This is a genomic window from Mycobacterium neumannii, assembly GCF_002245615.1.
GTDB classification, from domain to species: Bacteria; Actinomycetota; Actinomycetes; order Mycobacteriales; family Mycobacteriaceae; genus Mycobacterium; species Mycobacterium neumannii_A.
This window is the reverse complement of record NZ_NKCO01000029.1, coordinates 21223-44561: the sequence shown is the minus strand read 5'-3', so window position 1 is coordinate 44561 and position 23339 is coordinate 21223. Positions and strand designations below refer to the sequence as shown.

Here is a 23339-nt window from a genome sequence, read left to right as displayed (position 1 = left end):
CCGCTCAGTCGGCTCAGTCGGCCAGGGTCAACCAGTCCTTGAAGCCCGACGGGTCATGTCGGCCGAGTGCACCGTGTTCGAACAGGCCCCACCCTTCGCTGGTCTTGCCGCCTTCGGTGCACTCGGCGCGGCCGACGTGGTCGATGACGCCGAACATGGCGCGGCCGTTGACCGCCGGATCGGTCATGTCGTAGGTGAGGCGCTCGGTGAACTTGTCGCCCTTCCACACCCCGTGCAGCCAATCCGAGTCACCGCCGTATCCGCCGCCGATGTGGATTGGTACCGCCAGCTTCGACTCGACCTCGAACACCACCGGCGACCCGTCCGGGGTGGTCGCTTCGATGGTGGCGCCGTAGGGGATTCGGGTGCCGGAGGTGTAGTGGATCTTCACTCGCGGCCAGCCGAGCTGTTCGACGCGGCCGTCGCGCCAGATGCGGGTGCAGTCGTTGAGGCTGCGGAACCCGGTCGGATCCTCCTGGATGATCAGGCAGATCCCGAAGTCGTCGAACGCCATCGGCACGTAGAGCCACCACATGCCCTCGAACGGGGGATCGGCGGGGCGGCCGGCGGGTTCGGCCTCGCCGATGGGGCGGATGCCCCACGACCGGTCGCGGCTGCCGATCCACACCTCCGGGTCGACGGTGATGTCCTCTCCGTCGATCGAGATCACCCCGCTCCAGGACCCGACCTGCGCGAATCGCTGGGCGTCCAACGTGATTCGGGTGCCGGTGCGTAGGACGTGCCGCTGCTCCTGGATGGCGTCGAACAGACCGTTCCAGGTCAGGTCGACGGCGATGCCCTCGGTCTCCTCGAGCACGATCCGCAGTTTGCGCAGCGGTTCGGTGACCTCGACGCGGTAGCCGAGCACGTGCTGGTTGAGCCGGTCGGAGTCGATGCCGTCCGACAGATGCACGGCGGTCTGGGTGTCGCCGCGCCTGGCCAGGACGAAGGCGTCCTTCACACCCAGGTTCGGGTAGTACCCGATGCCGGTGATCACGAAGATGTCACCGGTGCGGTCATGGGCGTTGAAGTAGGACCGGTCGTAGAAGTTGCGGTCGGACGATCCCGGCCACGCTATCGGTTGGGGGATCTGGTGAATCGGGAATTCGTCGGTGGGACCGAGCATCAGGAGTCATCTCCAATGAGTCGTTTCAGCAGCGCGCCGTGATAGAACAGCGATTCGACGTCGTCGGGTTGTTCGATCTCGCCGAACCGCACTCGCCGCGCGCTGGTGCGCATGAACACACACGCCCAGATCACGCCGGAGTAGACGTAGAACCAGTTCAGGTCGCCGAGTTCGACCCCGGTCAGCGCCGCATAGGTCTTCTTGACGTCCTCCTCGCGCATGAAGTCGGGCAGCCCCGGCAATCCAGCAAGGCCGGCCAGCTCCTGGAAGACGTTGTGCGCGAATATCATCCACGCCGCATCCATCTCGCGCGGCCCGAGTGTGGCCATCTCCCAGTCGAGGACGGCCGCCGGCTGGTAGCCGGAGTACAGCACGTTGCCGACGCGGGAGTCGCCCCAGACCAGGACGGGATCGTTCGCTGCGGCGCCGGCGGGCCAGTTGGCCTCCAGCCAGTCGAGCGCGCGCTCGACCAGCGATGAGCGCCCGATGTCGGGGACTGCGAACTGGTACCAGTCCTGGAGCCAGTTGAGGTTGCGCCGCAACGCATTCTGATCGGATTCGTCGTCGAGAAATCCGAACACCGCCTCGGGTTCGGGAATCGAATGCAGTTTGGCGATCACGCCGACCGTGGCGTCCTGCAGTTCGCGGCGTTGTTCGGCGGGGGAGTCGGCGAACCAGTTCCCGCCGAACGTGTACGGCATGACATCGGGCGGCACCCGGCCGTCGACGTAGTCCATCAGGAAGAACGGCGTACCGAGCACGTCGCCGCTGTTCTCCAGCCAACGCACCTGTGGCACCGGAACGTCGGTCTTCTCCTGCACCAACCGGATCACGTCGAATTGGTGATCCATCCGGTACGACGAGAACACCGGAACGTCCTCGGTGGTGGGCGCCACCCGCGCCACCCATTTCTGGGCCTGCGGTTGCCCGTCGACGGACCATCGTCCGGTCAGGATGATCGTCTCCGAGGACATCCCATTGGCGTCGACGCCACTTTCCACGGTGATCTCCGGTGCCGCCCCGTCCGGCAGGACGGTCGACAGCCATCGGGACATCACACCGGGCAGGGTGGACAGATCGCGACTTGAATGTTCGAGGCGGCTGACGTCTTCGACAGCCGGTTCGTTGGCCACAGCCTCTTCTTTCGCCGATAATTACGATACGGTGGGTAGCGTTATGAAACCAGACGCGTCACCGGTTGACAAGACCCCGGGCGCCGGGCGGCCCCGGGATCCACGCATTGACGCTGCCATCTTGCGGGCGACGGCGGATCTCCTTGCGGAGATCGGATATTCGAATCTGACGATCGCCGCGGTGGCCGAGCGGGCGGGCACCACCAAGACCGCGCTGTACCGCCGGTGGTCGAGCAAGGCCGAGCTGGTGCACGAAGCGGCGTTCCCCGCCGCGCCGACCGCGATCGCCACCCCGCCGGGGGATATCGCCGCCGACATCCGCGCCATGCTCACCGCCACCCGCGATGTATTCGCCTCTCCGGTGGTGCGGGCGGCGTTGCCCGGTCTGATCGCCGACATGGTCGCCGACGATGAGCTCAACGTCCGTGTGATGGACCGGTTCACCGGTGTGTTCGCGGCCGTGCGCGACCGGGTGGCCGACGCGGTTCGGCGGGGTGAGGTCTATCCCGATGTCGACCCGGACCGGTTGGTCGAGGTGATCGGCGGGGCGACGCTGCTGCGGATGCTGCTGCGGCCGGGCGAGCCGCTCGGCGACGACTGGGTTGAGCAGACCACCGCCATCGTCGTGCACGGTGTGGTGGCATAGAGGGCGTGTTTGACGCGTTCCCCTCCGATTGGCGTTCCGCGTTGGTGCTGGTGCCGCACCCCGACGATCCGGAGTACGGGTGCGCCGCGGCGGTGGCGAAGTGGACTTCTGAGGGCAGGCGGGTCCATTACGCACTGGCGAGTCGCGGCGAAGCGGGCATCGCGGGGATGGCCCTCGAACAGGCCGGCCCGCTGCGAGAGCACGAACAGATGCGATCGGCAGCGGTCGTCGGTGTGGCCGACGTCCGGTTCTGGGAGTTTCCGGACGGCGAGATCCGCAACAGCCCCGAACTGCGGGCCAGGATCGTCCAGGCGATCAGTGAACTCCAGCCCGATGTGGTGATCAGCATCTACGGAGGTCCCGAGTGGTCGCCCGGCGCGCCCAACCAGCGCGATCACATCGAGTTCGCCGCGGCCGTCGTCGAGGCCTACGACAGCCTGCCCCACCCGCCGCGCTGGCTGTTTCAGAACGGGCCGCAGGCAACGCACGTCGAGGTGATCGACGACGGAGCCTTCGAGCGTGCGGTCACGTCACTTGCCGAGCACAGGGTTTACCTGTCGATGCTCGACCCGCACACCCCGATCACGGTGCACGCGCGCAAACAGCTGGAGTCGACGACGGCCCCGCGCCCCGAGCTCGGCGGCAGCCGCACAGTCGAATTCATCCTGCTGCGCCAACGCCGCTAACCCCCTGTTGTGCCCGTCGCGCCCGTCCCCCCTCTTGTGGCGCGAGCGTGCGGGTCTGCACACGACACGCCGCGAAAACTCGACACTTTGCGCACGTTCGACGCCCGCGAGCGTGCGAAAACCGTCGCAGAACGCCCGCGTGTCGTCAGCAGACACGCACATTCGCGGCACGGAAGGCACAGAAGGCACAGAAGGCGCAGAAGGTACAGAGGGTCAGCTGTCGATCTGGCGCTTGTTGCGCTCCGAGATGGCCTGGAACCGGTCGCCGAGGCCGGCGAAATCGCGGTGCTGGGCGAACGCGATCTTCTCCTCGGCGGCCAGCGCGGGATCGATCACCGCGGCCGCGCCCGTCGTGTAGATCTCCTTCAGGCCGAGCATGACTGACGCAGGCACCTCGGCGATCTGCACAGCCAGTTCGACGGCGCGGTCGACCAACCGGTCGTGGGCGACGACCTCGGTGATCAGGCCGATGCGCTCAGCGCGCGCGGCATCGACGACCTCGCCGGTCATCGACAGCCGCCGTGCCATCGCCAGCCCGACCACCTGGGGGAGTCGGGCCGTCATGCCGCCTCCGGGCAGGATGCCGACCCTGGCGTGCGTGTCGGCGAACACGGCGCGTTCGGAGGCGATGAGGAAATCGCAGCCCAGCGCCATCTCCAGCCCGCCGGTGAAGGTCGCGCCGTTGATGGCGCCGACGATCGGTGTGCGCATCTTGCCCGTCGCGGCGATGCAACTCTGCGACCGAAACTCCTCGAAATAGCTCAGGCCGTCGCGTTGTGCCTCCTTGAGGTCGACGCCGGCGCAGAACGCGGGGTCTGTGCCGGTGAGGACCACGGCGTTGACGGACTCGTCGGCGTCGGCCTCGGTGAGCGCGCTGTAAGTGGCCTTGATCAGTCCGCGACTCAAGGCGTTTCGAGCCTCCGGCCGGTTGAGGGTCAGCACCCGCACGGGACCACGGTCGTCGACGAGCACCAGCGGTTCGGTCATGGGAACCGAATCTAGCGTGCGGCCGGGTTATCACCTACAGTATTTACGAAACGGTGCCGTAACGGAAAGAGGGAGGCGATGGATTCCGACGTTCTCGTGGTCGGGGCAGGGCCGACAGGTCTGGCGGCCGCTTGTGGTCTGCTGCTGCAGGGTGTCCGTGTCCGGGTGATCGACGCGGCGGCCGCGCCCGCCACCACGTCGCGCGCCAACTTCCTGCACGCCCGCGGCTCCGAGGTGCTCGACCGTCTGGGTGCGCTCGGCGACCTTCCCGAACAGTCGGTGCGTGCGATGAGCATCCTGACCTACCTGGGCGACAAGCCGATCATGCGCATCCGCTTCGGCGACCCCGGTATGGACACCGCCGCACCACCGATGGTGATCTCCCAAGCGGCGGTCGAGGCCGCTCTCCGGGACCGGCTCACCGAACTGGGTGGTGAAATCAGTTGGGACACAGAGCTTACCGATGTCCACCAGCACGGCGGGACCGTCACGGCCGTCCTCGCCGGTGGGAACGACCTCACCGCCGATTGGCTGATCGGCTGCGACGGGGCGAGCAGCGCCACCCGCCGCGCCGCGGACATCGACTTCCCCGGAGTGCGCCTCACCGAACGCTTCCTGCTCGCCGACCTCCGCATCGACTGGAACCTCGACCGCTCAGGCACGACCGGCTGGCTACACCAGGACGGCATGCTCGGAGCGATGCCGATGCCAGACGGTCTGTGGCGCATCATCGCCTACGATCCGCATTCGGGGCAGCAAAAGCCCACGGACGATGAGATTCTCGCGCGGTTGAACCGGATCATTCCCGAGCGCACCGGCCGCTCTGCGCCGATCGAGCACGCGGAATGGCTGTCGATGTTCAGCGTGCACCGCCGATTGGCGACAACCTACCGGCGTGGCCGGGTGCTGATCGCAGGGGACGCGGCGCACACGCATGCGCCGTTCGGCGGACAGGGGATGCTGACGGGTCTCGGGGACGCCGAGAACCTTGCGTGGAAACTGGCGCTCGTCACGGCGGGCGCCGCCGACGAGAAGCTGCTCGACACATACGAGGCTGAACGACGTCCGCTCGCCACGGAGGTGTTGCGCAACACGAGCGCGGTCACCAAAGTCAATGTGGCGCAGAGCAGCATCGGCCGCTTCATTCGCGACCGTGTCGTGGTCCCGGTGATGAACCTGCCCGCAGTGCAGCGTTGGGTGACCTACCGCACCTCGCAGTTGTGGGTGACGTACCGCCGGGGTCCGTTGGCGGATCGGTCTTGCCGGTTGTCAGGCCTGCGTCCGGGGGACCGCGTGCCCGGGATTTCGGGCGACGAACTACACGGGTGCTGGGGGCTTTTGGGGGCCGACGACAATCTGGCGAGGATCGTGACCGAGCACCTCGGCGAGACCCGGGTCGCCGTCATCGATCGGCGCATCGATGGCGATCCCATGCTGGTGCGCCCCGACGGCCACCTCGCCTGGCGTGGAAGACAGCCAAAGGCGTTGCGCCGATGGTTGAGTCGTGCGCTGGCAACAGGCAGCGTGCGATGACGACGCCGGGTCCGGGCCGGCCACGCAGCAAGGACCTCGACACCGCCATCTTGCGGGCGGCGCTCGACATGTTCGTCGAACGCGGGATCGCGGGTATGAGCATCGAGCAGGTGGCCAAACGCGCCGGCGTCGGCAAACCCACGATCTACCGCCGTTGGTCGGGAAAGGAGCAACTCGTCGCGGATGCGATCGAAACGCATGTGAGCACGGACATACAGTGGCCCACCCGCGAGGAGATCACCGCCGGTGGCATCCATGATCTGGTGCGACACAACATATCCGGAGCCGCTCGCACGGCGACCGATGCTCGCTTCCGCGCATTGATCGCGCAGATCTACGGGTCGGCCGTCACGCATCCGGAGCTGTTGCGGACGTACTGGGACCGCTACATCCAGCCCCGCCGTAACCTTGCCTTCGCCATGCTCGAGCAAGCGCAGCGCGACGGCGAGGTCGACGAGGACGCCGACCTCGACGTTCTCGTGGACATGCTGGCCGGCGCGGTGACCTATCGGGTTCTGCAACCGAATCCGCTGACCGAGCGGCAGATGCGGCGCTACCTCGAATCCGCCTACCGTCAGGTCGGCCTGCTGTCCCGCGACTAACGCAGGAACTGGTCGGCGTTGTTGGCCAGATCCAGAAGCGGTTGCGGCAGCGCGCCCAGTGCGAACGTGACCGCCGCGGTCACCGTCACGACCGTCGTGCTGAGCGCACTCGGCACCACCAGCGTCGGGGGGTTCTCGGGCGGATCGGTGAAGAACATCAACACGATCACCCGCACATAGAAGTATGCGGCGATCGCGCTTGCGAGGACGCCGACAACCACCAGCGGCATCGCTCCGCCCTCGCCGGCTGCCTTGAACACCGCGAACTTCGCCACGAAGCCGCTGGTCAGCGGGATCCCGGCGAACGCGAGGAGGAACAGCGAAAACACCACGCCCACAATGGGGTATCGCCGCCCGAGGCCGGCCCACCGGGCCATCGCGGTATCCTCCTCGCCGACACCGTCGCGAACCAGGCCGACCACGGCGAACGCTCCCACGGTGCTGAAGCCGTATGCGAACAGATAGAACAGCGTCGACGACAGTCCCGCCTCGTTCGCGGCAATCACACCGGTGAGGATGAAACCGGTGTGCGACACCGCCGAATACGCCAGCATCCGCTTGACGTCGGCCTGGGTCACCGCTGCCACGGTGCCGACCACCATCGTCAGGATCGCGATCGCCCACAGCACGGGTCGCCAGTCGTCGCGCAGTTCGGGCAGCGCGACGTAGAACACGCGCAGCAACGCGCCGAATGCGGCGATCTTCGTCGCCGCAGCCATGAACGCCGTGATCGGAGTCGGCGCGCCCTGATACACGTCGGGAACCCAGCTGTGGAACGGGACGGCACCGACTTTGAACAGCACGCCGACCAGTACCAGTCCGATCCCGATCAGGGCCAGCGATGTCTTACCCGATCCTGCGGCGACAGCCTCCGCGATACCGACCAGATCCAACGTACCGGCGTATCCGTACAGCATGGCCACGCCGTAGAGGAAGAACGCCGACGAGAATGCACCCAGCAGAAAGTATTTCAGCGCTGCTTCTTGGGATAGCAGGCGACGCTTGCGCGCCAGACCGCACAACAGGTACAGCGGCAGCGACAGGATCTCCAGCGCGATGAACATGGTCAGTAGGTCATCGGATGCCGGGAACAGCAGCATGCCGCCGATGGCGAACATCGTCAGCGGGAAGACCTCAGTCTGGATCACGCCGGCCTTGGTGGCCACTTGTTCGGCGACGCTGCCGGGTACGGCCGACGCCTGGGGGGTGAATCCGTCCAGGCCGCGGCGACCACCGTCGGCGACCTCGGTGCCGACCTGTCGCTCAGCGATCAGCAGGACCCCGAGCACACCGACGAGCAGGATGGTGCCCTGCAGGAACAGCGCGGGGGAGTCGATGACGACCGCACCCATCACGGCCGAGCGGCCGATGGAGCCGTGCAGGGTACGTGCGAGCACCACCACGGCGACCAGGGCGGCCGCCAGGCCCCCGAAGCAGAGCACCAGTTGGCTCGCGTACCGGTGCTTCCGCGGCAGGAACGCCTCGACGAGGACGCCCGCGATGGCGACCCCGAACACGATGAGCATCGGGCAGACCAGACCGTATTCGACGGTCGGCGGGGTGAGGGTCATGGTCTCGGCCCTTCCGCGACTCTGGGTACGGGATCAGGTTGGTCGATGGTCGTCAGGGTGTGATCGACCGCGGGGTTGATGACGTCGAGTGCGGGTTTCGGATACACCCCCAGCACGATCAGCAGGGCGATCAGCGGTGCGACGACGACGAGTTCGCGCGGCACCAGGTCGCGCACCCGCTCGTTGCCCTCGGTGACGGCTCCGGTCATCATCCGCTGGTACATCCACAGGATGTAGATCGCCGACAGCACCAGCGCCGTGGCCGCGAACACCGCCAGCACCGGGTACCGCGTGAATGTGCCGATGAGCACCAGGAATTCGCTGATGAACGGCGCCAGACCGGGCAGCGACAGCGTCGCCAGTCCGGCGACGAGGAACGTGCCCGCCATCACCGGTGCCACCTTCTGGACGCCACCGAACGCCCGGATCAGTCGAGTGCCCCTGCGCGACACCAGGAACCCGGCGATCAGGAACAGGGCGGCCGTCGACAGACCGTGGTTGATCATGTACAGCGTCGAACCGGACTGGCCCTGGCTGGTCATCACGAAGATGCCCAGGATGATGAACCCGAAGTGGGAGATCGACGTGTAGGCGATCAACCGCATCACGTCGGTCTGGCCGATCGCGAGGATCGCGCCGTAGACGATGCCGATCACCGCCAGCGTGACCACCAGGGGCTGGAAATACGTTGACGCGTCGGGGAACAACTGCAGGCAGTACCGCAGCATGCCGAAGGTCCCGACCTTGTCCATGACCGCCATCATCAGCACCGCGCTGGCCGGGGTGGCCTCGACGGCCGCATCGGGCAGCCAGCGGTGGAACGGCCACAATGGCGCCTTGACCGCGAACGCGAACATGAAGCCGAGGAACAGCAGGTTCATCACGGCGGGGTTGACGGCGAACTCGCCGCTGGACACCGCGGTGACGATCTCGCGGAAGTCGAATGTGCCCGCGGCGAACGCGTCGCTCGAGGCCGTCACCACGTACAGCCCGATCACCGCGGCCAGCATGATCAGGCCGCCGAACAGGTTGTACAGCAGGAACTTCACCGCTGCCTTGCTCCGGTTTTCGCCGCCGAAGCCGCCGATGAGGAAGTACATCGGAATCAGCATCGCTTCGAAGAACACGTAGAACAGCAGGATGTCCAGCGACACCAGCGACATCAGGACCATGCCCTCGACGGCCAGCGTCAACGCGAGGTAGGTCTGCACCGACCGACCGCGCAGGCCGGTCTGGGCGTCGGCGTCGTTCCAGCCCGCGATGATCAGCAGCGGCACCAGGACCGCGGTGAGCACCACGATCGCCAGCGCGATGCCGTCGACACCGAGGATGTAGCCGGTGCCGAATGACGGGATCCAGCGGTGGGATTCGACGAACTGGTACTGCTCGCCACCGGGTTGGAAGCCGACTGCGACAACGGCGGTGATCGCCAGGACCGCGATCGAGACGGCCAACGCGAACCACTTGGCCAGCACCCGCTGGGCGGCAGGCAGCAGGATCGTCAGGGCGGCGCCGACGGTGGGCGTCGCCCACAGCACCGTGAGCCAGGGGAAGTTGTTCACCAGAGTTGCACCGCCAGGATCGCCGCGACCACCAGAACCGCACCTGAAAGCATCGAAAGCGCATAGGAGCGGGCATAACCCGTCTGTAGGCGCCGCAGACCCGTCGACAGGCGGCTGACCAGCCCTGCCAACCCGGTGGCCGCGCCGTCGACCGCCTCCTCGTCGATCTCGACGAGCCCGCGGGTCAGCAGTTGGCCGGGCCGCATCAGCGCCGCCTCGTTGAACGCGTCGCCGTACAGATCGTTGCGCGCCGCGACGGAGAGCGCCGAACCGTCCGGGACGTCCTCTGGCACAGGCTTTCTTCCGTACATGCGGTAGGCGATGAGGATGCCGACGGCGACGACGGTCAGGATCACCGTCGTCACCACCCAGACGGGTGCGACGTGGTGTACCTCGTGCGCACCGACGACCGGTTCGAGCCAGTGCTCCAGCGTGCCACCGATCGCGAACGCCGCTCCCGAGCCCACGGAGCCGATGGCCAGCAGGATCATCGGCCAGGTCATCACCGCCGGCGCTTCGTGCGGATGCGCATTGGGAGCCCAACGCTTCTCGCCGAAGAACGTCATCAACATCACCCTGGTCATGTAGAACGCGGTGATGCCTGCGCCCAGGATCGTCACGCCGCCCAGGATCAAGCCCTTCACGCCGCCGGCGCCGAGCGCCGCTTCGATGATCCCGTCTTTGGAGAAGAACCCGGCAAGCGGCGGCACCCCGATGATCGCGAGGTAACCCAGGCCGAATGTGACGAACGTGATCGGCAGCGCTTTACGCAGGCCGCCGTAGCGTCGCATGTTGACCTCGTCGTCCATCGCATGCATCACCGAACCGGCGCCCAGGAACAGGCCGGCCTTGAAGAAGCCGTGGGTCAGCAGGTGCATGATCGCGAACGCGTAGCCGACCGGCCCGAGTCCGGCGGCCAGCACCATGTAGCCGATCTGCGACATCGTCGACGCCGCAAGCGCTTTCTTGATGTCGTCCTTCGCGCAGCCGATGATCGCGCCGAACAACAGGGTGACGGCGCCGACGATGACGACGCCCAGTTGCGCGGTGGGTGCGAGGTCGAACACCGGTCCGGAGCGCACGATGAGGTACACACCCGCGGTGACCATGGTGGCGGCGTGGATCAACGCCGAAACCGGTGTCGGACCCTCCATCGCGTCGCCCAGCCAGGACTGCAGCGGCACCTGCGCCGACTTACCGCACGCAGCCAGCAGGAGCAGCAGGCCGATCGCGGTCAGCACGCCCTCGCCGGCGTTCGGCGCGGCGGCGAAGACGCCCGCATAGGAAATGGAGCCGATATAGGCGAACATCACCATCATCGCGATGGCCAGGCCCATGTCGCCGACGCGGTTGACGACGAACGCCTTCTTTGCCGCCGTCGCGGCCGACGGTTTGTGCGCCCAGAAACCGATCAGTAGGTAGGACGCCAGACCGACGCCCTCCCAGCCGACGTAGAGGCCGAGGTAGTTGTCGGCGAGCACCAGAAGCAGCATCGCCGACAGGAACAGGTTCAGGTACGCGAAAAACCGTCGCCGCCCGGGGTCTTCGGCCATGTAGCCGATCGAGTAGATGTGGATCAACGAGCCGACACCGGTGATCAGCAACACGAAACACATCGACAGCGGATCGAGTTGCATCCCGAAGTCCACCTGCAGCCCGCCGACCGGAACCCAGGAGAACAACGCCTCGTGGATCGCGCGCTGTTCGGCGTCACGGCCCAGCATGTCGACGAAGAGCACGGCGCCGACCACGAACGACCCGATGGCCGCGGCACAGCCCAACAGGTGGCCCCAGGCGTCGGTCCGTCGTCCCCCGAGGAGCAGGATCGCCGCGCCGGCCAGCGGCAGCGCGATGGTCAGCCAGACAGGAATCGTCATCGCGCCTCTAGTTCTTCAGAAGGCTTGCGTCGTCGACCGAAGCCGACCGGCGGGTACGGAAGATGCTCATGATGATCGCCAGCCCGACCACCACCTCGCAGGCGGCGACCACCATGGTGAAGAACGCGACCACTTGGCCGTTGAGGTGGCCGTGCATGCGGGAGAACGAGACGAACGCGAGGTTGGCCGCGTTCAACATCAGCTCGACGCACATGAACACCACGATCGCGTTGCGGCGCAACAACACTCCTGCCGCGCCTATCGTGAACAACAGCGCCGACAGATAGAGATAGTTGTCGGGATTCACTCCCCGCCTCCTCGGCCGTTCGTCACGGTGACGGTCCGCTTCTGCAGGATGGGGCTGACGGACAGGTCCGAATTGGAACCGTCAGGTAGGCGGGCGGCGATGTCGACGGCGTTGTTGCGCGCGAAGACACCGGGATTGGGCAACGTCGTCGGATAGCCGCCCGGTTTGAACCGTTCTTCGGCGAGTTCGCGCTGGGTCTTGCGGCGTCCGAAGCGTTCCCGGTGTGCCAGCACCATCGCGCCGAGCGCGGCGGTGATCAGCAGTGCGCTGGTCAACTCGAACGCCCACAGGTAGCGCACGAAGATGAGCGCCGCCAAGCCCTCGACGTTGCCACCCGCGTTCGCCTGGGCCAGGCCGGTGAAGCCGCCGACCGAGACGTTGCCGATGCCCGCGATGAGCAGCAGACCGAAACCGACACCGATGACGACACCGGCAACCCGTTGCCCGCGAATCGTTTCCACGAGCGAGTCCGACGAGTCGACACCGATGAGCATCAGCACGAACAGGAAGATCATCATGACGGCACCGGTGTATACCACCACCTGGACCACACCGAGGAACAGCGCACCCTGGGCGATGTAGAACACCGCCAACACGATCATCGTCATGGCCAGAAACATCGCGGAGTACACCGCTTTCGGTGCGGCGATCACCCCGAGCGCACCGACGACCGCCACGATCCCCAACACCCAGAACAGCACGGCCTCGGTGGTCGTGGTCTGCCCTGGGTTGTCGGCGGCCACGGCCGCGAGCAGGTCGAGCCTCATCGAACGTCCCCGGTGACCTTCTGGGTTTCCTGCTCGACGGGTCCGATGTTGCCCAGGTAGTAGTCCTCGTCGGTGGCGCCGGGGGCCATCGGATGCGGCGGCGGCAGCATGCCGGACCGCAACGGCGCCAACAACTTGTCCTTACCCCAGATCAGGTCGGCGCGGTTGTCGTCGGCCATCTCGTAGTCGTTGGTCATCGTCAACGCCCGGGTGGGGCAGGCCTCGATGCACAGGCCGCAGCCGATGCAGCGCAGATAGTTGATCTGATAGACGCGCCCGTAGCGCTCACCGGGGGAATACCGTTCGTCCTCGGTGTTGTCGTCGCCCTCGACATAGATGGCGTCGGCGGGGCAGGCCCAGGCGCACAGTTCGCAGCCGATGCATTTCTCCAGACCGTCCGGGTACCGGTTCAGTTGGTGCCGGCCGTGATAGCGCTTGGCGACGGGCCCCGGCTTTTCCGGATACTCCTCGGTGATCGGCTTTTTGAACATGGTTCCGAAGGTGACCCCGAAACCTTTCAGCGCGTCGAGGAACTTAGGCATCGGCTGGCTCCTTGGTTGCGGTCTGCGTGCTGCTCGGCAGGGGCGGGGTGGGGAAGATCTCCGGATCCAGGTTCTGGCGTGGGATGGCGCGAACGTTGCGTCGGCGCGCCGACCGCCACAGCGCCACGGCGATCAGCAGGACCGCGATGGCGCCGAGCGAGGCGAGCGTCGTCGTCACCTGACTGAAGCCCTCGTTGCGGAGCGCGCGCGCCGTGGCGACGATCATGATCCAAGCCAACGAGAACGGGATGAGCGCTTTCCATCCCAGCCCCATGAACTGGTCGTAGCGCATTCGGGGCAACGTGGCGCGCAGCCAGAAGAACAGGAACATGAACCCCCACACCTTGGCAACGAACCACAGCAGTGGCCACCACCCGGTATTGGCGCCATCCCACATGTTGATTGGCCACGGGGCGTGCCAGCCGCCCAGGAACATCGTGGTCGCCAGCGCGGAGACGGTGGTCATGTTGACGTACTCGGCGAGCATGAACATCGCGAACTTGATCGACGAGTACTCGGTGTGGAAACCGCCTACCAGTTCACCCTCGGCTTCGGGGAGATCGAAAGGCGCACGGTTCGTTTCGCCCACCATCGAAACCAGGTAAACCAGGAACGACGGCAGCAGCAGGAAGATGAACCAGGTGCCGTCCTGGGCGGCGACGATGCCGGAGGTCGACATCGTACCCGCGTAGATGAACACCGCCACGAACGACAGTGCCATGGCGATCTCATACGAAATCACCTGCGCGCTCGAGCGAATGCCGCCCAGCAGCGGATACGTCGACCCCGAGGCCCACCCGGCCAGCACGATCCCGTACACGCCGATGGAGGTCGCCGCCAGGATGTACAGGACGGCGACGGGCATGTCCGTCAGCTGCAATGCGGTGCGGTGGCCGAAGATCGAGACCTCGCCGCCCATCGGGATGACGGCGAAGGCGATGAAGGCGGGCACCGCGGCGATCACCGGTGCCGCAAGGTAGACGAACTTGTCGACTCCCGCCGGGACCAGACCCTCCTTGAGCGCGAGCTTGACGCCGTCCACCAGCGACTGCAGCAGTCCCCTGGGGCCCACACGGTTAGGTCCGAACCGCATCTGCATGCGGCCCAGCAGTTTGCGCTCGATCAGGATCGCCGAGAGCACCGACAGCATCAGGAACGCGAAGATCGCGAGCGCCTTCGCGAGGATCAGCCACCACGGGTCATGACCGAACAGGGTGGGATCGGGATGGATCACGGTTCGGCCCGTCCGATCGACACGACATCACCGGTGGACACCCCGAGGCTTCGATGCACCGCCGAACCCGGCGAATTCAGGGGGAGCCAGATCACGCGGTCACCCATGTCGGTGATGGCCAACGGCAGCGTGATCGTTCCTCGCGGTGTCCTCGCGGTGACCAGATCGCCCTCCGCGGCGCCGATTTCGGCCGCGGTGGCGGCGGAAAGCCGTGCCACCGGGGCACGGGCGGTGCCCGCCAGATGCGGTTCGCCGTCTTGTAGCCGGCCTTCGTCGAGCAGCATCCGCCACCCCGCGAGCACGGCTTGCCCCTCGGCCGGCGGCATCCGCTTCGGCGCAGCAACGTTCGGTGCCTCGGGCCGTCGACCCGCCCACATGCCCAAGCGCGATATCTCGTCTCCGGCGGCCGCTGCGGTCGGCAGGTTCAACGCGACACCGATCTCGTCGGCCAGGAAGGTCAACACCCGCAGATCGGGGATGGCGTTGGTCTCCAGTGACGGCTGGAACGGACGAAGTCGGCCCTCCCAGTTCAGGAATGAACCGGCTTTCTCCACCACGGGCGCGATGGGGAAGACGACGTCGGCGACCGCTGTCACCGCGCTCTCCCGCAGTTCGAGGCTGACGACGAACGGTGTGGACTCGATCGCGGCCAGTGCCGCTTCGGGATCGGGTAGGTCATCGACCTCGATGCCACCGACGAGCAGGGCGCCCAGTTCGCCACTGCGCGCTGCCTCCAATATCGCGGTGGTGTCGCGACCAGGATCGGTGGGCAGCTCGCTGACGTGCCATGCCGCCGCGGTCTGCTCGACGGCCACGCTGTCGGCGATCGGCCTGCCACCGGGCAGCAGGTTCGGTAACGCGCCGGCCTCAGCCGCGCCTCGTTCGCCTGCCCGTCTCGGCACCCACGACAGCCGGGCGCCGGTCGCTTCTGCCAATCTGCTTGCCGCAGAGAGCGCTCCGGGCGAGGTAGCCAGACGCTCGCCGACCATGATGATCGCGCCCGGCAGCCGCAGCTGCGGGTCGTCGGCCAGCGCGTCCAGGACGGCGGCCTCGTCGCCCGGGACCGCGGTGACCAGGCGGCCTCGCAGCTTGGTCAGGGCGCGGGTGGCGAAGGGGGCGACGGAGATGACCTGCAGCCCCTTGTTGCGCGCGGCCTTGCGCAGCCGCAGGAACACGATCGGGGATTCCTCTTCCGGCTCGAACCCCGCCAGCAGCACCGCCGGCGCATTTTCCAGATCGGTGTAGGTCACCGTCATCGGCTGTCCCGCGACATGGGCGGCCAGGAAGTCGGCCTCCTCGGCGCTGTGCGACCGGGCCCGGAAGTCGATGTCGTTGGTGTTGAGCACGATCCGGGCGAACTTGGAGTAGGCGTAGGCGTCCTCGACGGTCATCCGGCCGCCGACCAGCACGCCCGCGCTTCCGGCGGCGGCCGCCAGCCCGGTGCCGGCGACCACGAGAGCCTCCGACCACGAGGCGGGGCGCAACTTGCCGTCCTCGTCGCGGATCATCGGGGTGGTGATGCGGTCGCCCTGGGTGGTGTAGGTGAAGGCCCAGCGACCCTTGTCGCAGTTCCATTCCTCGTTGACCTGGGGTTCGTCACCGGCCAAGCGGCGCATGACCTTTCCGCGCCGATGGTCGGTGCGCTGGGCGCATCCCGATGCGCAGTGCTCGCACACGCTGGGGCTCGACACCAGGTCGAACGGCCGGGCCCGGAAGCGGTAGGCCGCCCCGGTCAGCGCGCCAACCGGGCAGATCTGCACGGTGTTGCCAGAGAAGTAGGACTCGAACGGTTCATCCGTCGCGATGCCGACCTGTTGCAGCGCACCGCGCTCGAGCAATTCGATGAACGGATCGCCGGCGATCTGCTCGGAGAAGCGGGTGCAGCGCGCGCACAGCACACAGCGCTCGCGGTCCAGCAGCACTTGCGAGGAGATGTTGATCGGCTTCGGGAAGGTGCGTTTGACGTCTTCGAAGCGAGTTTCGGCGCGGCCGTTGGACATCGCCTGGTTCTGCAGCGGGCATTCGCCACCCTTGTCGCACACCGGGCAGTCCAGCGGATGGTTGATCAGCAGGAACTCCATGATGCCCTGCTGCGCCTTATCGGCCTCCGGTGAGGTGTACTGCGTGCGCACCACCATGTCCGGGGTGCAGGTCGTCGTGCACGACGCCATCGGTTTGCGCTGGCCCTCGACCTCGACCAGGCACTGCCGGCAGGCCCCCACCGGGTCGAGCAGTGGATGGTCGCAGAATCGCGGGATCTGGATGCCGATCAGTTCTGCGGCCCGAATCACCAACGTGCCCTTCGGAACGCTGACGTCGAAGCCGTCGATGGACAACTGGACCATCTCGACTCCGGTGTCTTCCCCGGTGTCAGCGGTCTGCGTCATTGCGCCCCCTTTTCGCCGCGAACGTGCGGCCACTGCAGACAATCGCCCCCATCAGACCCCGACCCCTTCCGCCGCCATCAGCGTGGAGGCGTGCGGATCGAACGGGCACCCGCCGTCGAGGTGGGCGATGTACTCGTCGCGGAAGAACTTGATCGACGACATGATGGGTGCCGCCGCGCCGTCACCCAAAGCGCAGAACGCTTTTCCGAAGATGTTGTCGGAGATGTCGAGCAGCTTGTCGATGTCGGCCTCGGTGCCCGCGCCCGTCTCCAGGCGCTCGTAGATCTGTGCCAGCCAGTAGGTGCCCTCGCGGCACGGCGTGCACTTGCCGCACGACTCGTGGGCGTAGAAGTCGGTCCAGCGGCGCACGGCGCGCACCACGCAGGTGGTCTCGTCGAAGATCTGCAGCGCCTTGGTGCCGAGCATGGTGCCGACGCCGGCCATGCCCTCGTAATCCAGTGGTACGTCAAGGTGTTCATCGGTCAGCAGGGGAGTGGAGGAGCCGCCGGGTGTCCAGAACTTCAACCGGTGCCCGGAACGGACTCCGCCCGCATACTCCAGCAGTTCGCGCAGCGTGATGCCCAGCGGCGCCTCGTACTGTCCTGGGTTGGTCACGTGACCCGACAGCGAATACAGCGTGAAGCCCGGAGACTTCTCCGAACCCATCGACCGGAACCAGTCGATGCCGTTGAGCAGGATGGGCGGAACGCTGGCGATCGACTCGACATTGTTGACCACGGTCGGACAGGCGTACAGCCCTGCGACGGCGGGGAACGGCGGCCGCAACCTCGGTTGTCCGCGTCGGCCTTCGAGCGAGTCCAGCAGCGCGGTCTCCTCACCGCAGATGTAGGCGCCCGCCCCGGCGTGCACGATCAGTTCCAGGTCGAAGCCCGACCCTTGGATGTCGTTGCCGAGGAAACCGGCCTCGTGCGCTTCGGCGACCGCGGCGTGCAGCCTGCGCAGCACCGGCACCACCTCGCCGCGCAGGTAGATGAAGGCGTGATGCGCCCGGATCGCGTAGGCCGCGATGATTGCACCCTCGATGAGGAAGTGCGGGGTCGTCAGCATCAGCGGAATGTCTTTGCACGTACCGGGTTCCGACTCATCGGCGTTGACCACCAGGTAGTGCGGCTTGGCTCCGGCGCCGGTGTCGCTCTGCGGGATGAACGACCACTTCGTGCCGGTGGGAAAGCCCGCGCCGCCGCGACCCCGCAGGCCGGACTCCTTCACCAGGTTGATGAGCTCGTCCGGGTCCATCGCCAGGGCCTTCTCCAGGGCGCGGTAGCCGCCGTGGCGGCGGTAGGTGTCCATCGACCATGGTTCCGGCTCGTCCCAGAACCGGCTGAACACGGGTGTCAGGTCTGTCATGCGCGGGAATCCGTTGTGTCTGGGTCGGTTTCGACGGTTTCTGACTTCGGCGGGACGGTCGCCGACGGGCCGGGCGCGGACGCGTTCCTGGTGGCCTTGACACCCGCCGTTTGGTCGTCGAGCGTCTCGGTGGAAGCGGCGGAGGCGTCGGCGTCGGGCGCCTGCATGCCGCGTTCACGCGCGACCCGCAGCCCCGCCAACGTGGCGCCGCCGACGTTGTTGCCGCCCGAGCGTGGGTCGGGCAGACCCGCGAGCGTGCGCGCGGTCTCCCGGAATGTGCACAGCGGCGTTCCCCGCGTGGGTTCGGGAGGTTGACCCTCGCGGAGCGCGTCGACGAGGTCGCGCGCCGAGGACGTCGTCTGGTTGTCGAAGAACTCCCAGTTGACCATCACCACCGGCGCGTAATCACACGCCGCGTTGCACTCGATGTGTTCGAGGGTGACGCGTCCATCCGGAGTCGTCTCACCGGCATGGACGCCCAGATGTTCCTGCAGCGCTTCGAGAATCGCGTCGCCACCCATCACCGCGCACAGGGTGTTGGTGCACACGCCGACGAGGTACTCGCCGGTCGGCGTCCGCCGGTACATCGAGTAGAAGGTCGCCACCGCGGTGACCTCGGCGTCGGTCAGGCCCAACTGCCTGGCGCAGAACGTGATACCGGCGGGGGTCAGGCATCCGTCCTCCGACTGCACGAGGTGCAGCAACGGCAGCAGCGCCGAACGCGACTGCGGGTAGCGCGAGATGATCATCTCGGCGTCGGCGGTGAGCCGGGCCACGACGTCGTCTGAATATGACACCGGCCCGTTGATCGGCGGGCCGGGTTCCTCGGGTCGCTGACCGAGCTCGAGGAATACGCTCACCTGTCCACGCCTCCCATCACCGGGTCGATCGACGCCACCGCGGTGATCAGATCGGCGACCATGCCGCCTTCACACATCGCGGCGACGGCCTGCAGGTTGTTGAACGACGGGTCCCGGTAATGCACCCGGTAGGGGCGGGTGCCGCCGTCGGAGACCATGTGCACGCCGAGTTCGCCGCGCGGAGACTCGACCGCGACATAGACCTGCCCTGGGGGCACCCGGATTCCCTCGGTGACGAGCTTGAAGTGGTGGATCAGCCCCTCCATCGAATGACCCATGATCCTGGCGATGTGCTCGGGTGAGTTACCCAGCCCGTCCGGGCCGACCTTCAGGTCGGCCGGCCAACCCAGCTTCTTGTCCTCGATCATCACGGGCCCGGGCCGCAGTCGGTCCAGACACTGCTCGACGATCTTCAGCGACTCGTGCATCTCCTTGACCCGGATCAGATACCGGCCGTAGGAGTCACAACCCTCGTCGGTGATCACGTCGAAGTCGTATGTCTCGTAACCGCAATACGGTTGGGTCTTGCGCAGGTCGTGCGGCAGCCCGGTGGAACGCAGGCAGGGCCCGGTGATCCCGAGCGCCATGCACCCGGTCAGATCGAGATAACCGACGCCGACCGTGCGGCCCTTCCAGATGTAGTTCTCGTTGAGCAGGTCCTCGAGGTCCTTGAGCCGCTTGGGCATAAGCTCGAGCACCTCACGGATCTGCGGCACTGCCTCGTCGGGAAGGTCCACCGCCACCCCGCCCGGACGAACGTACGCGCTGTTCATCCGCAGGCCCGTCACCGTCTCGAACACCGACAGGATCTGCTCGCGCTCACGGAATCCGTAAAACATCGCGCTCATCGCGCCCAGTTCCATCCCGCCGGTCGCCAGCGCGACAAGATGCGAGGAGATCCGGTTGAGCTCCATCATCATCACGCGGATGACGCTGGCGCGCTCGGGGATCGCGTCGGTGACGCCCAGCAGTTTCTCGACGCCCAGACAGTAGGCCGTCTCGTTGAAGAACGGCGACAGATAGTCCATCCGCGTGACGAACGTGACGCCCTGCGTCCAGTTGCGGAACTCGAGGTTCTTCTCGATTCCGGTGTGCAGGTAGCCGATTCCGCAGCGGGCGGAGATGACCGTCTCACCCTCGATCTCAAGGACCAGCCGGAGCACACCGTGGGTGGAGGGGTGCTGCGGACCCATGTTCACGACGATGCGTTCGCCTGCGTGGGCCGCGGCCGCATCCTTGGCGGCCTGGACCACTTGGTCCCAATCCTGGCCGCCGACAACGACTACCGTCTCGTTGTTGTCCGACGCGGCCGAGGATGAAGCGCCGCCCTGCGTGGGCGGGACGTGCGAAATGCTCATCAGCTGTAGGCCCTCCGTTGATCGGGCGGAGGAATCTCGGCGCCGTGATACTCCACCGGGATGCCGCCCAACGGGTAGTCCTTGCGCTGCGGGTGCCCCACCCAGTCGTCCGGCATCTCGATCCGGGTCAGGGCGGGATGCCCGTCGAAGATGATGCCGAAGAAGTCGTAGGTCTCGCGTTCGTGCCAGTCGGTGGTGGGATAGACCTCGAACAGCGACGGGATGTGCGGGTCATCGTCGGGTGCGGCGACCTCGATCAGGATCCGCCGGTTGTGGGTGATGGACATCAGCGGATACACCGCGTGCAGTTCGCGCCCGACTTTGTCGGGGTAGTGCACCCCACTGACCCCGAGGCACAACTCGAAACGCAACTGCGGATCGTCCCGCAGCGCACGGGCCACGATAGGCAGCTGATCACGCTGCACCTCGAGGGTCAGCTCGTCGCGGTGCACCACGACCCGCTCGATCGATGCCGCGTAACCGTCCTCGCCGAGCACCTCGGCGAGCCGATCGACGACCTCGTCGAAATAGCGGCCGTAGGGACGTGGCGAGCTGCCGGGCAGCGCGACGGGCCGCACCAGGCGCCCGTAGCCGGAGGTGTCGCCCGATCCCTTAACCCCGAACATTCCGCGGCGGACACTGATGATCTTCGGTGCGTCCGCTTCGGCGCCGTTGCCGTTCGTCGCGTTCTGCTCTTCACCCGGGCCGCTGGTCATCGCAGCAGCCCCTTGAGCTCGATGGTCGGCGTGACGGCCAGCGCGGCCTGCTCGGCCTCGCGGATCGCCTCTTCGCGGTGCACGCCGAGCGGCATCTCCTGAATCTTGTCGTGCAGCTTCAGGATCGCGTGCAGCAGCATCTCGGGGCGCGGCGGGCAACCGGGCAGGTAGATGTCCACCGGGACGACGTGATCGACACCTTGGACGATCGCGTAGTTGTTGAACATCCCGCCCGAGGACGCGCACACCCCCATTGCCAAAACCCACTTCGGCTCGGCCATCTGGTCGTAGATCTGCCGCAGCACCGGCGCCATCTTCTGGCTGACCCGCCCCGCGACGATCATCAGGTCGGCCTGGCGGGGCGTGGCCGAGAACCGCTCCATGCCGAACCGGGAGATGTCGAACCGCGGGCCTGCCGTGGCCATCATCTCGATCGCGCAGCACGCCAGCCCGAACGTCGCAGGCCACAGCGAGCCCTTGCGGATGTAACCCGCCACTTTCTCGACCGTGGACAGCAGGATCCCGCCCGGCAACTTCTCCTCTAGTCCCATGCCAGACCTCCCCGTCGCCACACATAGGCGTAGGCCACGAACACCGTCGCCATGAACAGCAGCATCTCTATCAGCGCAAACAGTCCGAGATTGTCGAAAGCAACCGCCCACGGGTACAGGAAGACGATCTCGATGTCGAAGATGATGAACAACATCGCGGTCAGGTAGTACTTGATCGGAAACCGCTGGCCGGTCGGCTGACCGGACGCGCCCCCGTGCGGCACCGGCTCGATGCCGCATTCGTAGGCCTCGAGCTTGGCCCTGTTGTAGCGACGCGGACCGACCAGCAGAGCAATGGCAACCGAGCCGACCGCGAACGCCGCCGCAATAGCGCCAAGCACCAGGATTGGCGTGTACAAATCCATACCGAGCAAACGCTCCCTCGTGGGCTGTTCGATGTGAGCTTACCCACACCCTAGCGCCCTTTGGGATGCGCGCCACACCTTTTGGTTAGTATCGCTATTGGCAACGCGTGGCTATGTCGTCATGCCTCGAATAGGCAAGTGCGACAGGGGTTTACGTGTTTTCTGGCTATTGCACCAGGGTGCGCAGCAGCGAGGCCACGGCGTCGCCGAGTCGGATCGGATCGATCGGGTGGGGAACCGCGGCTTCCGCGCGCGACCAGCGGGCCAGCCACGCGTCATCGGGACGGCCGGTGAGCACCAGGATCGGCGGGCAATCCTCGATCTCGTCCTTGAGCTGCTTGGCGATTCCCATCCCGCCGACGGGGGTGGCCTCGCCGTCGAGGATCACCAGATCGAACCCGCCTTCATCCATCTGGCGGATGACCATGGGGCCCGTCGCCACCTCGACGTAGGTCAGCTCTGGCAACTCCGGATGCACCCGCTTACCGAGCGCGAGTTGTACCTCTTCTCGGGTCCTGGGGTTATCGCTGTAGACGAGGACCCGCAGCGGACGCGATGACTCGGCCATGTCGTGATCGTACGGCTAGCGGGTGTGCCGGAACACCAAGTCGCCGGAGATCGTCGACTTGTCACCGATCATGCCCACCAGGTTGCCGTCGACGCCGAAGTCTCGCCGGTTGACGGTGGCCTCGGTGACCAGCCGCATCCCGCCGTCGCCGACCGGTGTGACCTTGGTTCGCAGCGTCAGGGGTTTGGTCGTGCCCTTGATGGTCAGTTCGGCGCGCAGGTCGATGGTGTCGCCGTCGATCGCGTCGGCCCCGGTGATGAGCACGCTGATTTCCGGATGGGTTTCTGCGCCAAAGAAATCGGCGGAGTGCAGATGTTCGTCGCGCTTGCGGATACCGGTGCGCAGCGACGCGGCGTTGATCTCGATGTGTCCGGAAACCGTTTGCGGAGCCGATAATTGGCCGTCACCGCTGAACTCGGTGAACCGTCCCTTGACGGGTACCAGGCCCCACATCGACTTGCTGCGCACCCCGATCGTGGACTGAGCCGGGTCCAGCTTCCACGTTCCTGTCGAGGCGGGATCGCTGAAAAGTTCGCTCAGGCTTACCATGTCGTCTCCTAGCTCGGTTTGTCGGATCGCTTGTGGCCGGTGTG

General features: G+C 66.4%; 23 protein-coding genes. 4 read left to right on the top strand and 19 right to left on the bottom strand.

Annotated elements, in window-relative coordinates; genetic code table 11:
- Nucleotides 1-13: 13 nt before the first annotated feature.
- Nucleotides 14-1126, bottom strand: a complete 1113-nt coding sequence (locus CEX88_RS23435) for an Rv3169 family protein (protein ID WP_066850011.1) — start codon at nt 1124-1126, stop codon at nt 14-16.
- On the bottom strand, nt 1126-2259 hold the full coding sequence (locus CEX88_RS23430) for a phosphotransferase family protein (protein ID WP_094295329.1): 1134 nt from the start codon (nt 2257-2259) through the stop codon (nt 1126-1128). The genes CEX88_RS23435 and CEX88_RS23430 overlap by 1 nt, the downstream gene beginning before the upstream one ends.
- Before the next feature lie 43 nt (nt 2260-2302).
- Between CEX88_RS23430 and CEX88_RS23425 the strand changes: the two genes are divergently transcribed.
- Both CEX88_RS23425 and CEX88_RS23420 read left to right on the top strand, forming a co-directional pair.
- A complete protein-coding gene (locus CEX88_RS23425) occupies nt 2303-2905 on the top strand; it encodes a TetR/AcrR family transcriptional regulator (protein ID WP_066850005.1) in 603 nt (200 codons plus the stop codon).
- Between the two features lie 5 nt (nt 2906-2910).
- Complete coding sequence (locus tag CEX88_RS23420; RefSeq protein ID WP_094295328.1) at nt 2911-3591, top strand: PIG-L deacetylase family protein; 681 nt, start codon at nt 2911-2913, stop codon at nt 3589-3591.
- Between the two features lie 213 nt (nt 3592-3804).
- On the opposite strand, the gene CEX88_RS23415 is transcribed toward CEX88_RS23420, so the two are convergent.
- Nucleotides 3805-4578 (bottom strand): enoyl-CoA hydratase, encoded by a 774-nt coding sequence (locus CEX88_RS23415; RefSeq protein WP_094295327.1) that lies wholly within the window; start codon nt 4576-4578, stop codon nt 3805-3807.
- A 78-nt stretch (nt 4579-4656) separates the two neighbouring features.
- Here CEX88_RS23415 and CEX88_RS23410 point away from each other — a divergent pair, with 78 nt between their 5' ends.
- Nucleotides 4657-6111 (top strand): FAD-dependent oxidoreductase, encoded by a 1455-nt coding sequence (locus CEX88_RS23410; RefSeq protein WP_094295326.1) that lies wholly within the window; start codon nt 4657-4659, stop codon nt 6109-6111.
- A complete protein-coding gene (locus tag CEX88_RS23405) occupies nt 6108-6713 on the top strand; it encodes a TetR/AcrR family transcriptional regulator (RefSeq protein WP_094295325.1) in 606 nt (201 codons plus the stop codon). The genes CEX88_RS23410 and CEX88_RS23405 overlap by 4 nt, the downstream gene beginning before the upstream one ends.
- Here CEX88_RS23405 and nuoN read toward each other — a convergent pair.
- The 16 genes from nuoN to CEX88_RS23325 form a co-directional block, all read right to left on the bottom strand.
- On the bottom strand, nt 6710-8284 hold the full coding sequence (gene nuoN, locus CEX88_RS23400) for an NADH-quinone oxidoreductase subunit NuoN (RefSeq protein WP_094295324.1): 1575 nt from the start codon (nt 8282-8284) through the stop codon (nt 6710-6712). The two genes, CEX88_RS23405 and nuoN, sit on opposite strands and share 4 nt — an antisense overlap.
- Entirely contained in the window at nt 8281-9846 is a 1566-nt protein-coding gene (locus CEX88_RS23395; protein ID WP_420799244.1) for an NADH-quinone oxidoreductase subunit M, read from the bottom strand. Before CEX88_RS23395 ends, nuoN begins: the two co-directional genes overlap by 4 nt.
- Entirely contained in the window at nt 9843-11723 is a 1881-nt protein-coding gene (gene nuoL, locus CEX88_RS23390) for an NADH-quinone oxidoreductase subunit L (RefSeq protein ID WP_094295323.1), read from the bottom strand. Before nuoL ends, CEX88_RS23395 begins: the two co-directional genes overlap by 4 nt.
- Before the next feature lie 7 nt (nt 11724-11730).
- Entirely contained in the window at nt 11731-12030 is a 300-nt protein-coding gene (nuoK, locus tag CEX88_RS23385; protein ID WP_064394367.1) for an NADH-quinone oxidoreductase subunit NuoK, read from the bottom strand.
- Nucleotides 12027-12797 carry an NADH-quinone oxidoreductase subunit J gene (locus CEX88_RS23380; RefSeq protein WP_094295322.1) on the bottom strand — a complete coding sequence of 257 codons (771 nt, stop codon included), beginning with the start codon at nt 12795-12797 and terminating at the stop codon, nt 12027-12029. The genes nuoK and CEX88_RS23380 overlap by 4 nt, the downstream gene beginning before the upstream one ends.
- Nucleotides 12794-13339, bottom strand: a complete 546-nt coding sequence (gene nuoI, locus CEX88_RS23375; RefSeq protein ID WP_066849980.1) for an NADH-quinone oxidoreductase subunit NuoI — start codon at nt 13337-13339, stop codon at nt 12794-12796. The genes CEX88_RS23380 and nuoI overlap by 4 nt, the downstream gene beginning before the upstream one ends.
- Complete coding sequence (gene nuoH / locus CEX88_RS23370; RefSeq protein WP_094295321.1) at nt 13332-14573, bottom strand: NADH-quinone oxidoreductase subunit NuoH; 1242 nt, start codon at nt 14571-14573, stop codon at nt 13332-13334. The genes nuoI and nuoH overlap by 8 nt, the downstream gene beginning before the upstream one ends.
- Entirely contained in the window at nt 14570-16960 is a 2391-nt protein-coding gene (locus CEX88_RS23365; protein WP_094295320.1) for an NADH-quinone oxidoreductase subunit G, read from the bottom strand. The genes nuoH and CEX88_RS23365 overlap by 4 nt, the downstream gene beginning before the upstream one ends.
- A gap of 51 nt (nt 16961-17011) precedes the next feature.
- Nucleotides 17012-18328 carry an NADH-quinone oxidoreductase subunit NuoF gene (nuoF, locus tag CEX88_RS23360; protein WP_094295319.1) on the bottom strand — a complete coding sequence of 439 codons (1317 nt, stop codon included), beginning with the start codon at nt 18326-18328 and terminating at the stop codon, nt 17012-17014.
- The gene (gene nuoE / locus CEX88_RS23355; RefSeq protein WP_094295318.1) at nt 18325-19188 is read right to left on the bottom strand and encodes an NADH-quinone oxidoreductase subunit NuoE; all 864 of its coding nucleotides are present in this window, start codon (nt 19186-19188) and stop codon (nt 18325-18327) included. Before nuoE ends, nuoF begins: the two co-directional genes overlap by 4 nt.
- On the bottom strand, nt 19185-20546 hold the full coding sequence (gene nuoD / locus CEX88_RS23350; RefSeq protein ID WP_238382173.1) for an NADH dehydrogenase (quinone) subunit D: 1362 nt from the start codon (nt 20544-20546) through the stop codon (nt 19185-19187). Before nuoD ends, nuoE begins: the two co-directional genes overlap by 4 nt.
- Nucleotides 20546-21262, bottom strand: coding sequence for an NADH-quinone oxidoreductase subunit C (locus tag CEX88_RS23345; RefSeq protein WP_066849968.1), 717 nt, complete (start codon nt 21260-21262; stop codon nt 20546-20548). Before CEX88_RS23345 ends, nuoD begins: the two co-directional genes overlap by 1 nt.
- Nucleotides 21259-21813 carry a NuoB/complex I 20 kDa subunit family protein gene (locus CEX88_RS23340; protein ID WP_015305533.1) on the bottom strand — a complete coding sequence of 185 codons (555 nt, stop codon included), beginning with the start codon at nt 21811-21813 and terminating at the stop codon, nt 21259-21261. Before CEX88_RS23340 ends, CEX88_RS23345 begins: the two co-directional genes overlap by 4 nt.
- Entirely contained in the window at nt 21804-22178 is a 375-nt protein-coding gene (locus CEX88_RS23335) for an NADH-quinone oxidoreductase subunit A (protein WP_064394376.1), read from the bottom strand. The genes CEX88_RS23340 and CEX88_RS23335 overlap by 10 nt, the downstream gene beginning before the upstream one ends.
- 166 nt (nt 22179-22344) lie before the next feature.
- Nucleotides 22345-22746 (bottom strand): Rv3143 family two-component system response regulator, encoded by a 402-nt coding sequence (locus CEX88_RS23330; RefSeq protein WP_064394377.1) that lies wholly within the window; start codon nt 22744-22746, stop codon nt 22345-22347.
- A gap of 15 nt (nt 22747-22761) precedes the next feature.
- Entirely contained in the window at nt 22762-23295 is a 534-nt protein-coding gene (locus tag CEX88_RS23325; RefSeq protein WP_094295317.1) for a YceI family protein, read from the bottom strand.
- Nucleotides 23296-23339: the final 44 nt, after the last annotated feature.

What these genes read in the sequence shown, in the direction of transcription:
- CEX88_RS23435 (WP_066850011.1), bottom strand. Translation starts at nt 1,126, where the DNA reads ATGCTCGGTCCCACCGACGAATTCCCGATTCACCAGATCCCCCAACCG.
- CEX88_RS23425 (WP_066850005.1), top strand. Translation starts at nt 2,303, where the DNA reads ATGAAACCAGACGCGTCACCGGTTGACAAGACCCCGGGCGCCGGGCGG.
- CEX88_RS23415 (WP_094295327.1), bottom strand. Translation starts at nt 4,578, where the DNA reads ATGACCGAACCGCTGGTGCTCGTCGACGACCGTGGTCCCGTGCGGGTG.
- CEX88_RS23410 (WP_094295326.1), top strand. Translation starts at nt 4,657, where the DNA reads ATGGATTCCGACGTTCTCGTGGTCGGGGCAGGGCCGACAGGTCTGGCG.
- CEX88_RS23405 (WP_094295325.1), top strand. Translation starts at nt 6,108, where the DNA reads ATGACGACGCCGGGTCCGGGCCGGCCACGCAGCAAGGACCTCGACACC.
- nuoN (WP_094295324.1), bottom strand. Translation starts at nt 8,284, where the DNA reads ATGACCCTCACCCCGCCGACCGTCGAATACGGTCTGGTCTGCCCGATG.
- nuoL (WP_094295323.1), bottom strand. Translation starts at nt 11,723, where the DNA reads ATGACGATTCCTGTCTGGCTGACCATCGCGCTGCCGCTGGCCGGCGCG.
- CEX88_RS23380 (WP_094295322.1), bottom strand. Translation starts at nt 12,797, where the DNA reads ATGAGGCTCGACCTGCTCGCGGCCGTGGCCGCCGACAACCCAGGGCAG.
- nuoI (WP_066849980.1), bottom strand. Translation starts at nt 13,339, where the DNA reads ATGCCTAAGTTCCTCGACGCGCTGAAAGGTTTCGGGGTCACCTTCGGA.
- CEX88_RS23365 (WP_094295320.1), bottom strand. Translation starts at nt 16,960, where the DNA reads ATGACGCAGACCGCTGACACCGGGGAAGACACCGGAGTCGAGATGGTC.
- nuoF (WP_094295319.1), bottom strand. Translation starts at nt 18,328, where the DNA reads ATGACAGACCTGACACCCGTGTTCAGCCGGTTCTGGGACGAGCCGGAA.
- nuoD (WP_238382173.1), bottom strand. Translation starts at nt 20,546, where the DNA reads ATGAGCATTTCGCACGTCCCGCCCACGCAGGGCGGCGCTTCATCCTCG.
- CEX88_RS23345 (WP_066849968.1), bottom strand. Translation starts at nt 21,262, where the DNA reads ATGACCAGCGGCCCGGGTGAAGAGCAGAACGCGACGAACGGCAACGGC.
- CEX88_RS23340 (WP_015305533.1), bottom strand. Translation starts at nt 21,813, where the DNA reads ATGGGACTAGAGGAGAAGTTGCCGGGCGGGATCCTGCTGTCCACGGTC.
- CEX88_RS23335 (WP_064394376.1), bottom strand. Translation starts at nt 22,178, where the DNA reads ATGGATTTGTACACGCCAATCCTGGTGCTTGGCGCTATTGCGGCGGCG.
- CEX88_RS23330 (WP_064394377.1), bottom strand. Translation starts at nt 22,746, where the DNA reads ATGGCCGAGTCATCGCGTCCGCTGCGGGTCCTCGTCTACAGCGATAAC.
- CEX88_RS23325 (WP_094295317.1), bottom strand. Translation starts at nt 23,295, where the DNA reads ATGGTAAGCCTGAGCGAACTTTTCAGCGATCCCGCCTCGACAGGAACG.